We start from the raw sequence: 14,935 nt of genomic DNA, 5'->3' as shown, positions 1-14,935 counted from the left end.
CTCATGAAATCTATTCATCACTTCGCATATATCTTCCTGGTTGCCGCGCTTATGTCGTGCAACAAATACCTGGACCTCGTACCAAAAGGACAGCAGGTAGTAGAAACAACGGATGACTTCTACAAAATGGTTAGCTATCCCAACAGGGCTTATCCGATCAATAACTTCCAGTACCTCGTGGATGATCAGTGGATCAAAGAATCCTACGTGATCGGTGTACTGAAGGACATCAATGTGATCAACTTTACTTTTGATACAACGGAGAACCGTGTCAGCAAAATGGGCTCTTCCACCCTCTATAACCGTACCTACGAGTATATCAACCGTTGGAATATGATCATCACGCTGGTTGACCAGAGTAAAGGGGATGAGCATATAAAGCAACTGGCAAAGGCAGAAGCGAGAGTACTGCGTGCTTTTGACTACTTTGTATTACTGAATACTTTCGGCAGACCATACGTGCCAGAGACCGCTGCTACCGATGGCGGTATCTGTATCATGGATAAATACGACCTGGAAGCTACGCCTAAGAAATCATCTGTAGCAGAAGTATATGCCTTCATCGAAAAAGACCTCGACGAATCCATGCAATACCTGCAGGCGAAGCCAATTGATGTGTACCATCCTTCCCTGGCTTTCGCATGGGCATTAAAAGCGAAAGTACACCTGTTTAAAAGAGAGTTTGATAAGTGTATCAATGCTGCGCAGCAGTCATTAGCCTATAATGATCAGATCTTTGACCTGGTGACTTATGCTGCCAATGGAGGTCCTTCCAGACTGCCTATCACTGCAGGGAACAATCCGGAAGTATTGAGTTACCAGTACATGACCGGCCGTAATGAACTGAGTATCGGTTATACTTTCTGCATCAGCCCGGAGCTGAGACAGTTGTTCACACCTCATGACGCCCGCTTCAACCTGTTCTTTAATACAACCAACGCATCCTTCCTCGATATTGGTGCAGGTACTGCCTACTGGGGAACTAAATACACCAGTTTCTTTACGGTAACGGTAGGAATGAAAAGCACGGAGACCCTGCTGATGCTGGCAGAGTGTTATGCGCGTAAGAACAATATCGGAGGCGCCATGGACCTGATCAATAAACTGCGCGCCAAACGTATCACTGACGCTACAGAAGCAAAGCTGGAAACACCTGCTACTGTAAAGGAAACCATGGATATCATCATCAGCGAAAGAAGAAAAGAACTGTTGTTCGGCTTCAACCGCTTCTGGGACCTGCGCCGTCTGAATACAGAACCTGAGTACGCAAAAACAGTGGTGCATAAATTCCCGCTGGTCAATACATCAGTACCACAGGTGGAATATAAACTGCCGCCAAACTCAAACCTGTACATTATTCCTTTTGCACAGGATGTATTGAAGAAAAATCCTTCGCTGACATTAAACACGAATGAACCACTTCCCTGGTAAGGAGATCTAACCTAATTATATCAATTCCAACATGAAGAGAATTACGATGGGGCTGTCATTACTCACGATGGTAATGGCGGCCCATGCTCAGGACAAAAGCAAACCGGCCGGAGATTCTGCAAAGGTGAGCAAAAGCATGCCTTATGAGAAAGTTATTACCAAAGACGCTGTTACCCGTCAGGGTATGTTTACTGTTCACCTGGTAGATAACAAGTACTACTTTGAAATACCTGATTCCCTCCTTAAAAGAGATATCCTGGTAGTGACCCGTTTTGTCGGTACACCGGAACTCTCTGGTGTATATGCTGGTGAAAAGGCTAATGAACGTACGATCTATTTCGAAAAAGGACAAGGCAACAAACTCCTGATGCGTGTGGATGTGTTTTCTGTGAGGGTGAAAGATGAAAATCAGGCTTTAGCGAAAGCAGTACAGTCATCCGCCATAAAACCTATTGCAGCAGCCTTCGATATCAAAACTGTCAATAGCGCTAATGGTAATATGGTGATCGATGTCACTGATTTCCTTAAAAAGGATAACAATGCATTATCCATCGATGCAGAAGTAAAGAACGATATGAAGCTGGGTAGTATCGCGGATGATCGTTCCTTTATCACCAGTGTGAATGCATATCCGATCAATATCGAGGTACGTACTACGCGTACCTACACGACTTCAGGCGCTGCTATTCCGGCTGCGGCTTTGTCAGGTGCTGTTACCCTGGAGATGAACGTATCTATGGTACTGTTGCCGAAAGAGCCGATGCGTAAGCGCTTATTCGATGAAAGGGTAGGCTTTATGGCCAATAAATACATCCTGTTTGATGAAGACGCACAGGTGTCGCAGGAGAAATACCTGATCCAGCGTTATCGCCTGGAACCTAAACCGGAAGATCTGGAAAAATACAAACGTGGAGAACTGGTAGAACCTGCTAAACAGATCGTGTACTATATCGATCCGGCTACACCAAAGAAATGGCGTCCGTATCTGATCGCTGGTGTAAACGACTGGCAGAAGGCATTCGAACAGGCGGGTTTCAAAAACGCCATCGTTGCAAAGGAATGGCCGGAAGGAGATACTACCATGAGCCTGGAAGATGCGCGGTTCTCTGTAATACGTTACCTGGCGTCTCCGATTCCAAATGCGTATGGTCCGAGGATCAGTGATCCCCGTAGCGGTGAGATCATAGAAAGCCATGTAGGATGGTACCACAACGTCATGAAACTGATCCATGACTGGTATATGATACAGGTAGGTCCGAATGATCCGCGTGCCCGTAAGATGGTATTTGACGACGAACTGATGGGAGACCTGATCCGCTTTGTATCCTCTCATGAAATAGGACATACGATTGGTCTGCGTCATAACATGGGCGCCAGCAGTCAGACGCCGGTGGAGAAACTCCGTGATAAAGCCTGGGTGGAAGCCAATGGTCATACCGTATCTATCATGGATTATGCACGTTTCAACTACGTGGCCCAGCCGGAAGATAATATCGGTAAAGCCGGTCTGTATCCGCGTATCGGCGCTTATGATAAATGGGCGATACAGTGGGGGTACAAACAGCTCTTCAACACCAGCGATGAGTATGAGGATAGCAAAATACTGAACAAATGGATCGTAGACAGTCTGGCGGCTAACCCACGTCTGTGGTTTGGTGGTGAAGGTAAAGGAGAAGATCCGAGAAGTCAGACAGAAGACCTGGGTGATGATGTGATGGTGGCTAACGAATATGGTATCAAGAACCTGAAAAGGGTGGTACCCGAACTGGTGAAGTGGACAGCGGAAGAAGGGGATATGGATGATAACCTGGAGCGTATCTATAAAGGCGTGGTAAAACAGTATACTAAATACCTGTACCATGTCATGAAGTATATCGGCGGACAATACGTTACGCGTAAGAGTACCGAGCAATCAGGTGATGTATACGAGAAACTGCCAAAGGCGAAAGTAAAGGAAGCGATCAGCTTCATCGGCCGTAACCTGATGGAACCGCCATTGTGGTTATATGACAAGAGCATTACTACCCGTCTGAACATATTTGAGATGGATGAGATCATGACCATGCAGAATAACATGATGACCACCATCCTCAATGCAGGAATGATGTACAACCTGGTACAGCGCTATACCAATGGTAAGGAGCAGTACACAGTGACAGAATACCTGAACGATGTGAAAAAAGCGATCTGGAAACCGTTGACAGGCGACCAGGTGAAAGATACGTACTACAGAGGAGTACAACGGATGTATGTTGAAAAACTCGTAATGGCGATCAATACCTCCAAATTAAAAGAAGGCAAGCTGTTGAACAATCTGGAAAGGAGTGATGCGAGTCTGTATGCCAGGACCCATCTGCAGACTATCAAAAATGAACTCATGATCAGCAATGTGCCGGGAGCACTAAATCAGGCGCATAAAGCGATTCTGATCAGGGAGATAGACAAGGCCCTGAAGGGAGATGATAAATAAAGGTTTTGAGTGATGAATGCAAATCGCCGGTGCTGGTTTTCCAGCCCGGCCTTTTTTATGCGCATCCGGCACCGCTATATCCGGCTTCTTTTTTTGCTGCGGATCCTTTGTTACCTGTATATCTGCCTTATTTAAGGAGAAATCTCCATAAGGCCGGCAGGGCCCGTGAAATGTTGCATAGTATTGGGTAACTTTGCACTACGTATGAAGCTGATTAAAAAACTAAAAGCACTTTTTTCCACGAAAGAAAAGACAATCGGAAGCTATGCTGATTTCTGGAAATGGTTCCTGCCAAAGGAAAAAGGATTTCATAATGCCATCAGGACCGGTCAGCGGGTGGATGAAGATTTCCTTGATCCCATCTTTTCCAAATTGCAGGAACTGAGAAGCGGCGTCTATCTGCTGGCAGGTATGACGGATAACAATACCGTCGAACTGGTCTTCACCGCAGAAGGTAATTTCCGGAACATCTATTTTGTGGAAGAACTGACCGCTGCCGCACCAACCATAGCCGGCTGGAAATTTACTGCTTCCAAACCACCGACAGATATCACCAACTTTGTGATCGAAATGGGTGGATATAAATATGATAAAGGCAGTCTTTCCTTTTATCCGGAGGAAGACGCCGATTATCCTGATGAGATCCAGATCACTATCATTCATAAGGATTTTAACAACGAAAACAGCCGCGATATCACCCTGGGGGTATATAACTATCTCGATAACTATCTGGGCGAATTAAACGCCATTACAATCATTGATTCACTCGCCGTAAAAGGTCCCGCTGAAGCTGAGCAGGAACTGATAGCCATTGAGAAACTGGAAGGGTACCTGAAATGGCGGCAGAAGGAATTTGTGGAAAAGTACGACGCTGTACGCCATAATGTGAAAGAAGATATGTATGCTTCCCTTAACGGTGAACTGGAAGATGGCCGGCCACTGGTGATGATCGTTAACAGCACCCTGCTGGAATGGGAAGGCAAGGCTTCTCATCCCTGGATCATCGATTTTACCATGGAATATAATGGGGAGCAGACCAATGGCATGCCCGATAAGCCTACCTATCAGCTGATGGATACGATCGAGGATGAAATGACGGTTAAACTGCCCGACCTGGAAGGGTATTTAAATATCGGCAGACAAACCGGTGGCAGTAAACGCAAGGTCTATATGGCCTGTCGTGATTTCCGTAAGACATGCAAAGTCTTTGATCAGCTGAAAGAACAATATGGGAGTAACATTAGCATGAACTTAACGGTTTTCAAAGACAAATACTGGCGGTCTTTTGATAAATTCAGGGTTTAAAATCACCACATCGTCCTGCTGCAGGAAGGAATCTATAAATAGTACACAATGATCAGACACGTTGATATCCTGGATACAAAGATCCTCTCAGATAACTGGTATATACTCAAGAAAGTTACCTATGAATACACCATGGCCGATGGACGGAAAGAAACGCAATCCCGTGAAGCCTATGACAGAGGTAACGGCGCCACCATACTACTGTATAATAAGGAACGTAAAACCATTATTCTCACCCGTCAGTTCAGGCTCCCGACTTATATCAACGGTAATCCGGACGGTATGTTGATAGAAGCCTGTGCCGGTTTGCTGGACAAGGACAATGCGGAAGACTGTATCCGCAGAGAAACAGAAGAGGAGACAGGCTACAGGATCGAAAATGTGCAGAAGGTATTTGAAGCATATATGTCCCCGGGTTCAGTAACGGAGATCCTTTATTTCTTCGTGGCGGAGTATAAACCGCATATGAAAATAGGTGATGGCGGCGGACTGGAGCACGAGCAGGAAAACATCGAGGTGCTGGAGCTACCATTCGAAAAGGTCCTGGAAATGGTGCGTTCCGGGGAAATCAAGGACGCCAAAACCATCATGCTGATTCAATATCTGCAGATCCAACAGCTGTTATCCTGAGCTTCCTGAAAGGGTATTGGTCACCTGACAGCCGGAATACGTTCCGGCTTTACTCACTTTGGTAATATCTGATATGTATAGTACATTTATACGTCAGGGTACTGTAAATTTAAAAACTGTACGGTTTGTCAGGTGAACAATTATTATGGGATGCGGTCAGAAATAGTGATGTAAAAGGCCTTGAAGCATTATATAAAAAGTATAATGAAGCTTTATACAGCTATGGTAAGAAGTTTACCGGGGATACCCACCTGGTAGAAGACGCCGTACAGGAAACATTCATCTCTATCTGGAAATACCGGGAACGTCTCTCCGTGACGTCCATGTTTAACCTCTATATCTTCAAATCTTTCCGTAACCACCTGTTTCGTCTTATTAAAGAACAACAAAACACCTCCTACCAGGAAGATGACCTTTCCTTCTCATTTGAACTGGGTTTTGACGCCCGCTTTATCGAAGGAGAGGAGGCCGCTATATTGTCTGCCCAGATCCGGCAGGCGCTTTCCAGACTGACCAGCCGTCAGCGGGAGATCATCTGGTTCCGTTTCTTTGAAGGCCGCTCTTTCGAAGAGATCGCAGAGATCATGGATATGCAGGTAAGGGCCACCTATAAACTCTCCGCCCGTGCCCTGGCTTCCCTGAAAGAAATTATGGAGGGGCCCGCCCTTCTACTGCTGCTTTCTTTTCTAAGAAATTGATAATTAATGTAGTATATCCTCTTTTCTACCTGCCCGTTTGACGTTTCTCTGCCTGTTTTAAAAAAAACTGAAAAAAAGTTAAAAAACGTGGGGCACTTTTAATGTAATATCTTCTTTTATATACAAACGCTTACCAAAATCGAATCTTAAAGGATGAAACGCTCCGTTCATTACTATGCCAGCTTTACTGCCATCCAACTGGCCGCAGATCCTTACTTCCTGGAATGGGTAAGGTTCCCTGATGCAGCTGGTAACCAGTTCTGGGAGCAATTCCTGTTGACTTATCCGCATAAAGCTGCCGATATCGCCCGTGCCGGTGAGATCGCACGTAGTATGTATGTATTGGCTGACAAGCCTTCCACGCAACAGCAGCAAGATAACTGGAAGCGTATCCTGGCAGCCTTACCGGATACACAACTGGGCCTGCCACGTCGTTCTATACTGCGCACGATACGTCCGGTATGGACAGCCGCCGCCGCTGTAGCTGTAGCCGCTATTGCTGTATGGCTGATATTCCGTCAGGAAACTAAAGAGATCAGTATCGCCTCCGGTTATGGTGAGGTAAAAGGTGTATTGCTGCCAGATGGCACACAGGTAAAACTGAATGGTAATTCAAGCTTACGATATAGTGAACAATGGAAAGCCGGATCACCCAGGGAAGTCTGGGTAGAAGGGGAAGCCTTCTTTGACGTAAAACCGGTAGCCAGTAACGATGCTTCCCAACGCTTTGAAGTGCACAGTGGCGATATCGATGTACAGGTCCTTGGTACATCATTCAATGTGCGCAGCCGCAGAGGGATCAGCGATGTTATGCTGACTACAGGAAAGGTCATGGTGGCGGCCGACGGGAAACAGCAACTCCTGTCCAGCCCCGGAGAACTGGCCACATTCAATCAGAAAAAACTGGAGAAAAAAGTAGTACCGGTCTCTAATTACACCAGCTGGCAGGAACAGAAACTGCAACTGGAACAAACCAGCGTAGCCGATCTCTTCGCAAGGCTGGAAGATGACTGGGGATATAATATCCAGTTGAACGACACTTCTCTGCTTCATAAGAAGATCAGCGGAGAAATAGACATGAAGGATAAACAGGTATTAATTAATGCGCTTGCTTTGATACTACATGCAGATGTATCACAACAGGGAGAATCAACCATCATAATCACACCCAACTAACATTCTGACAAGAAAGGGGACAAGTTTTTAATTCAAAATCACAACAGGCATGATCAATCTGAAAAAGGTTGCGGCCTTCTGCTGTCTGCTCTTATGCAGCTTGCAGATATTTGCTGCCGTAACCCGCCAAAATCAACCGGGAATTTCGCTGAAAGAAGCGCTTAAAAACGCCTCTTCCAGGTTCCATGTATCCTTTATCTATGAAGATGAACTGGTAGCCAATAAGACCGCTAAGGTGCTGCCGGACGCCAGTTTTAAGAACGTGGAAGGATATCTTGCTATTATTCTGAAACCTTACCACCTGCAATTCAGGAAACTCAGCAATACACAGTACGCCGTATTCGCTAAACAACCGGATGCAGCTGCAAAAGACAAAGAAAGATCAAAAACCAACCAGATGGCTCCGGAAGAAGCTGCCCCATCACAGGCAGCTCCCGGTCAGCCTGTCCGGACAATACAGATTGAGATCAATAACGGTGACAGTGAGCAGGATAATGCACGCTTCCTGTTTGGTATCGTTACTGATGAGAATGTGGCGCCTATTACCTCCGCTACTGTAAGAGTGCCTGGTACAAATACGATGACGCTGACCAACGCGCAGGGTGAATTCAAAATAAAAGTGCCTTTGAATACACGTAGTCTGCAGATCTCCTGCGTAGCTTATGAAACACAGGATGTCCAGCTCTCCAGAACTACCTATTACGATGTAAAACTAAAAGACAAAACCGGTTACCTGAAGCCTGTTGAAGTGGTATCCACCGGTTATGTCAACCTGCCTAAAGAACGTGCAACCGGCTCTTTCGGTGTCGTGACGGCAAAAGAACTGGAGAAAGTACCTACAGCCAACGTATTACAACGTCTCGAAGGACAGGTGCCCGGTTTACAGTTGCAGGTTACCGCTGGCGATAACAGTTTTGTATATGATAATGTAACCCCGGCTATTAATAGTAATACAAGGACTATCGGCCGGAATGACTATGGGGTGAATATCCGTGGTACGACCACTATCCGCAGTGAAAGTATGCCATTGGTGGTAATAGACGGTTTCCCTACCGAAATGGACCTGAAAACGCTTAATCCGAATGATATTGAGCAGATCACTTTTCTGCGAGACGCGGCTGCTGCTTCTATATGGGGCGCCCGCGCAGCCAATGGTGTGATCGTAGTGACCACCAAGAAAGGCAGAATGCGTACACCGGCGGTCAACTTCTCAGCAGGTTTCGGTACACAGGCCAGACCATCCGTAAACTATTTGCCATTAATGAACTCCAGCCAGGTACTGGCCTATGAGAAAGAACTCGTAGACAAAGGAGTGATACTGGCTTCTACCTATAATCCCTATACCTCCGGTATTAAGTATTTCGTCAATGAAGGCACAGATCTGGCCTATCAGCTGCGTAGCGGCAGGATCACCCAGGCAGAATATGACGCAGCTGCTGCCCGCCTGGGAGCCATTAATAACTATGGTCAGATAGAAGACTATTTGTTACAGCGTGCCACCAGTCAGAATTATAATCTGTCTGTCAGCGGTGGTTCCGATGTACATACCTACTTCGTATCAGGGTCCTATGCGAAAGAAAGTCCCAGTAACGTAGGTAACGTGGGTGAAAGAATTACCCTGACAGCCAACCAGGAACTGAAGATCATTAAAAAGATCACATTGTCATTGAGTCTCAAGGGATCCTTCTTTAATTATAAACAGAATGGAAAAGGCGCCAGCGCATTACTGAACGGCGGCAATACATTCCTGCCATATAATTCGATCGTTGATGCCAATGGTAATCCCACAAGGTATTACTATGGTATAGGACAACACTATGCTGATTCCCTGACGGCATTGGGATATAAAGACTGGTCATATAACTATATCGATGAAATGAAGCTGGTGAATAACAGCGCGTCAGATAATAATTATTCCGGTAACCTGAGCCTTAATATACCGATCTATAAGGGCCTTACTTTTAATGGTTCCTATGCGGTAGAACGTGTAAACTTCAAAAATGAGATCCTGAATGATGTGAATTCATTTTATACACGTAATTTTTATAATCAGGGCACAGTCATGCAGAACGGTCAGCTTATTAAGAATGTACCGGACGGGGCCATCTTTTCCAATAACTATACAACACAGGATAACCATAGCCTCAGAGGCCAGTTTTCCTTTAATAGGGGCTTTGGCGGCATTCACGAACTGAATGCGCTTGCAGGTGCTGAAATACGCGAAACCAATGCAGGTTCCTCCACATTCACATTATACGGTTACAACCCTGAAACAGGGATATCCCAGAATGTGGATTATAACACACCTCATGCGACTATTCTGTATAACACTGCATTCTCGGGAGCACCTGCACAAACAGATCGCAGGAACCGTTTTCTGTCTTACTTCGGTAATGCAGCTTATACACTCATGAGCCGGTATACTCTTTCTGCCAGCGTACGTTACGATGATTATAACAACTTTGGGCTCGACAGAAAGTTCAGAGCAAAGCCTTTCTGGTCTGCCGGCGCCAGCTGGAACGTCACCCGGGAAGACTTCATGAAAGACCTGTCCTGGATCAGTAACCTTACTTTCCGTGCAACCTATGGTGTGAATGGTAACATCAACCGTGAACTGCGTCCTTTCACCAATATCGGACTGGGTACCTCCGACTTCCAGACAGGGCTGCCATATGCTACGATCATTGCTTACGCCAATCCTGCGCTTCGCTGGGAAAGTACCTATGTTACCAACATTGGTATCGACTACTCCCTGTTCAACGGAAGACTGAGCGGTATGTTTGAAGTATATAACAAGAAAGGAAAAGACATCATCTATCCGCTGGAGATCAATCCGACCTATGTAGGTAGCAATAATACACTCAGCAGGAATGGTGTGAGTATGTCTAACAGAGGTATAGATGTCGCTGTAAATGGCGCTGTAATAGATACTAAACACTTCGGATGGAGTGTTGGTGTGAACTTCTCTTACAATAGCAATAAAGTGACAGATAACCGTTTCGGCCCAACCACTTCTTTGTATTCCAGTCTGTCTAATACCGTACTGAATGGTTATCCACCGGATGGTGTATGGGTGTATAAAAATGCTGGTCTGAGTAGCACTGGTCTGACGCAGATTTACAATGAAAAAGGAGAGAAATTACTCCCTTCTCAGAACGTAACAAGTGTGGATGCATTAAAATATGCGGGTCGCCGTTCCGCACCATACTATGGTTCAGTAAATAACACCTTCCGTTATAAGAACTGGTCATTATACGCGCTGATCACTTATAATTTCGGTAGTGTGTTCCTGAAACCAGCAGTGTCTAATTATCCAAGCACAAGGGTATTCTCCTATAGCCTGCTCTCTGATATTGCTGATCGCTGGCAAAAACCTGGTGATGAGGAAAAGACAGTCGTACCTGTTGTCGGCAATGCTTATTCACCATTAGCAGCCTTCCGTTATGCTTTTTCAGATGTGAATGTGCAGCCGGGTGACTACATCCGTTTCCGTGAACTGTCTTTAGGTTATCAGTTACCTGAAGCCTTTGCCGGAAAAGTATTTGCAAAGAACATCAAGGTAAGTGGTGTGGTACGTAATCTCGGTCTGATATGGAAAAAGAATGACGTCGGACTGGATCCTGACTTTGTTCCGGCGCTGAGCAGCACTGTTCTGCATCTGCCGCCTACTACGAACTACAGTCTGATGATCAACATTGGTTTATAACAACTGAAAAAACGGGATGATGAAAAAGATCAATATAGCAGCAGCGGTACTGGGCACAATGCTCCTGGCCGCAGGTTGTACAAAATATACAGATATCAAAACCCAGGGGTCACTGATTCCTGGTCAGATAAGCAACTACCGTTATCTGCTGAACTATACAAATACTTATGAGTATGGGGGATATCTGCCGGATATTGCTGCCGCAGATATAGACATCACAGACAGCGTACAACAGGTATCTATCAATAATACGATCAGCAGTGCTTTCTTCAGAAATACCTATACCTGGCGCACACCGATCTATGAAAATACGCTGGACAGAGACCGCGACTGGGATACTTACTATGGCTGTATCTATAACTGTAACGTGATCATAGATGAAGTACCCGGTGTTACCGATGGTACCGCCGCTGAAAAAGATGAACTGATAGCGGAAGCACTGACACATCGTGCAGATGCATATCTGAACCTGGTGAACGAATACGGGAAGCCGTATAATGCAGGCACCGCTGCATCTGATCTGGGGGTGCCATTACTGGTAACGCCTTCCCTTGACCAGTCACTGAGCCGTGCAACAGTTGCCGCCGTATACAACCGTATAGAAGCGGACCTGAAAGCGGCTATAGTGTCATTACCGCGTACTACCCAGTATAATACACTCCCGGGTAAAGCAGCGGCTTTTTCTCTCCTCGCCAGAATGTACCTGTTGATGGGTAATTATCCCGCAGCAGGATCCTATGCAGACAGCGCTTTATCCATCAAATCCACATTGCTTGACCTGGCAACTGGCGTAGTGCCTTTGCGCAGAGACAATCCGGAAACCATACTGGGTAAAATAGCAGGTACTTCTTTTGCCTGGGCGCCTACTACAATGCGCTTAAGTCAGGAACTACTTGATCTGTTGGGTACAAAGGATATGCGCTACCAGCTGTTTACTGCTGATGCACCGTCTATGCTGGGTGCCGGTTACACAGGTCGTTTCTTTTCTTATGAAAGGATCAACTATGAGAACCGCAGTATCGGGACTTCAGTACCCGAAATGATGCTCATCAAAGCAGAAAGTTTGGCAAGAAATAATAATACGGGTGGGGCGATGGAACTGGTCAATAAACTGAGAGAAAAGCGTTTCCAGGCAGCTGACTATACAGCACTTTCCGCTGCAGATGCAAACGATGCTATTGTAAAAGTAGTACAGGAACGCCGCCGCGAATTCTTCTGCCGCATGTTACCATGGTTTGATCAGCGTCGTCTGAAAGATGATCCACTGTTCAGAAAGACATATACCCGCACCTGGCAGGGAACTACTTATACGCTGGAGCCAGGTAGTAACAGGTATGTGTTCCCGATCGGACAATACTATGTTAACCTGAATCCGGAAATTCAGCAGAACCCATAATTAAAATATCTGGAGTAGTAGCGTTGACTATTAGAAAGATCGCCAATGATGATGATGGGCTTAGGTGCATACAATAGCTGACTTTATAAGAAATAGATTTTATCATAAAAAGAGGATCAATGAAATTATTCGGAAATGCACTGGTACTGCTGGCATCCATAATGGCTGCAGGAGCAAGTGCACAGAAGAGATGGGAACTATCACCAGAGAGACCTGCACTGGGAGATAAGGTACATATAACCTACCGGCCCGACAGTACCCTGCTGAGAACTGGCAAAGAGGTGAAAGCGGTCGCTTACTACTTCGATACATTATATCGCTGGTCAGCAGTTGATCTGCCGCTTAAACAGACTGCAAAAGGAGTTTATGAGGCTGATGTGAAACAGGATTCCAGCTGGGGCTTGCTTGCCTTTAAATTCAGAGCAGGTGAAATAACCGACAGCAATGCAGATACCGGTTATATCATTATGAATGCAGTACCAGGCAGACAGTATAAAGGCGCTTATGCAGGTTATGGTATGTTGCGTGCCGAGCGATATGGTATGGGAATACCGGGGTATTACAAAAATTTTCAGATCAGCGATACTGCCTATTATTTCTGGTTGAATCAGGAGATCAGCTATCATCGTGGCGCCTCCCGTGCGCTGGCATATCCTTTCATCATATCTTATGCCAACATGACGATGCCTGAAGGCGGACCTACTGATACCTTACCACGCATACAGCGTGCGGCTGCTTATCTCATGAGTCTTCCCGATCAGACAGAGAAGGAAATGTATGAGATTGCTGTTATTGCCGAACGGTATCTGAAAAACAAAGGGAAAGCTGACTCTGTCCGTAATGTCATGCGTCAGCGTTATCCCAAAGGTATCCTCACTAAACAGGATGCTTTCCAGGCTTTCATTCGCGAACGCGATCCAAAGAAAAGCTTTGAGCTGGCAGAACAGTTTGTAAAAGATTACACGCCGGATGCAGAGATGGACAAGCTGGCAGATGTTAGTTTTGACCGCGTATACAGAAGCATCTTTGCCAACTATATTGCTAAAAACGACAGCACCTTACTATCCCGTTATGGTGCCAAAGCACCGCTGAGCGCATTGGCCCTGGCTTACTACAAACTGGTTGAAATACCATACGAGGACTGGAAAAGTCTGACAGCAAAACAGGTATATCCTGTCGCCGCTACCATTATGGAACGGGTGGCTTATATGAAAACACACCGTCCGGACGAATACTGGTACTACTCTCCTGAACAATGGGCAGAAGAATGTGACAGGATGTTTGCGAATGACAACATCACACAGGCCCAGATCCTGTATGAAACGGGTCGTGATAAGGAAGCGCTGCAACTGGCGAACCATGCACAGGATCGTTATCAGTACAGCAGGGCAAAACTGAACGAACTACAGGCAGAACTTTTCCTCAAGGCAGGTAAGAAGAAAGAACTCTCTGACGTACTGCACAATAGTGTACGGCTGAATCAGGCTTCAGCACGCATCTTTGAACTCCTGAAAAAAGAATACCTGAGCACACATAAAAATACCGATGGATTTGATGCATGGTTGTCTGCTATGAAAGATGCACATACCATGGAACTGTTGGTAGAAGATGTGAAAAAAGCAATGATCGATCGTCCTGCTATTCCTTTCACACTTGATCTCATGGATGGGAAACCTGTATCCCTGTCTTCACTTGCAGGAAAGGTAGTTATACTTGACTTCTGGGCTACCTGGTGTGGTCCCTGTAAGGCGGCTATGCCAGCCATGCAGATGGCGCAGGAACGTTTTAAGAACGACACCTCTGTTGTGTTTTTATTTGTAGATACACAGGAGAGAGACCCTGACTACAGAGCAAAAGTGAAATCTTTTATCGCACAGAAAAAGTATCCGTTCAAAGTGCTGTTTGACAAAGGCGAAGAGGCGTATGCCGGTTATGCCAAAGCCATCCAGACCTCCGGTATACCTTTCAAGGTAGTGATCGATGGAAAGGGTAACATCCGCTTTGCACAGGTGGGCTATTATGGTAGTCCGAGTGCTTTGGCTGATGAGATCAGCACCATGGTTTCACTGGCACGCGAAGTAAAATAACGGTTGATAATAACAAAGTAAAGAGATATGATGGAG

The 14,935-nt window shown here is 45.8% G+C and carries 9 protein-coding genes; all 9 read left to right on the top strand.

All coding sequences use genetic code 11. From position 1 onward, the window contains the following. Positions 1–3 precede the first annotated feature (3 nt). The 9 genes from BMZ72_RS27875 (at position 4) to BMZ72_RS27835 (ending at position 14,899) form a co-directional block, all read left to right on the top strand. Positions 4–1,431, top strand: a complete 1,428-nt coding sequence (locus tag BMZ72_RS27875; RefSeq protein WP_089813267.1) for a RagB/SusD family nutrient uptake outer membrane protein — start codon at positions 4–6, stop codon at positions 1,429–1,431. Between the two features lie 31 nt (positions 1,432–1,462). Next, a complete protein-coding gene (locus BMZ72_RS27870) occupies positions 1,463–3,901 on the top strand; it encodes a zinc-dependent metalloprotease (RefSeq protein ID WP_089813265.1) in 2,439 nt (812 codons plus the stop codon). A gap of 204 nt (positions 3,902–4,105) precedes the next feature. Then, complete coding sequence (locus BMZ72_RS27865) at positions 4,106–5,206, top strand: DUF695 domain-containing protein (protein ID WP_089813263.1); 1,101 nt, start codon at positions 4,106–4,108, stop codon at positions 5,204–5,206. A 48-nt stretch (positions 5,207–5,254) separates the two neighbouring features. After that, on the top strand, positions 5,255–5,836 hold the full coding sequence (nudK, locus tag BMZ72_RS27860) for a GDP-mannose pyrophosphatase NudK (protein ID WP_089813261.1): 582 nt from the start codon (positions 5,255–5,257) through the stop codon (positions 5,834–5,836). A gap of 125 nt (positions 5,837–5,961) precedes the next feature. After that, positions 5,962–6,534: an RNA polymerase sigma factor gene (locus BMZ72_RS27855; protein ID WP_177222953.1), complete on the top strand. Its 573-nt coding sequence runs from the start codon at positions 5,962–5,964 to the stop codon at positions 6,532–6,534. 153 nt (positions 6,535–6,687) lie between these two features. Beyond that, positions 6,688–7,710 carry a FecR family protein gene (locus BMZ72_RS27850; protein WP_089813257.1) on the top strand — a complete coding sequence of 341 codons (1,023 nt, stop codon included), beginning with the start codon at positions 6,688–6,690 and terminating at the stop codon, positions 7,708–7,710. A gap of 49 nt (positions 7,711–7,759) precedes the next feature. Next, positions 7,760–11,416, top strand: a complete 3,657-nt coding sequence (locus BMZ72_RS27845; RefSeq protein WP_089813255.1) for a SusC/RagA family TonB-linked outer membrane protein — start codon at positions 7,760–7,762, stop codon at positions 11,414–11,416. Between the two features lie 19 nt (positions 11,417–11,435). After that, on the top strand, positions 11,436–12,812 hold the full coding sequence (locus tag BMZ72_RS27840) for a RagB/SusD family nutrient uptake outer membrane protein (RefSeq protein ID WP_255373310.1): 1,377 nt from the start codon (positions 11,436–11,438) through the stop codon (positions 12,810–12,812). Positions 12,813–12,931: 119 nt separating this feature from the next. Next, positions 12,932–14,899: a TlpA family protein disulfide reductase gene (locus BMZ72_RS27835; RefSeq protein WP_089813251.1), complete on the top strand. Its 1,968-nt coding sequence runs from the start codon at positions 12,932–12,934 to the stop codon at positions 14,897–14,899. Positions 14,900–14,935 lie beyond the last annotated feature (36 nt).

It is taken from the genome of Chitinophaga sp. YR627, from assembly GCF_900114995.1.
Taxonomy (GTDB): domain Bacteria; phylum Bacteroidota; class Bacteroidia; order Chitinophagales; family Chitinophagaceae; genus Chitinophaga.
This window is presented reverse-complemented; position numbering and strand designations above follow the sequence as displayed.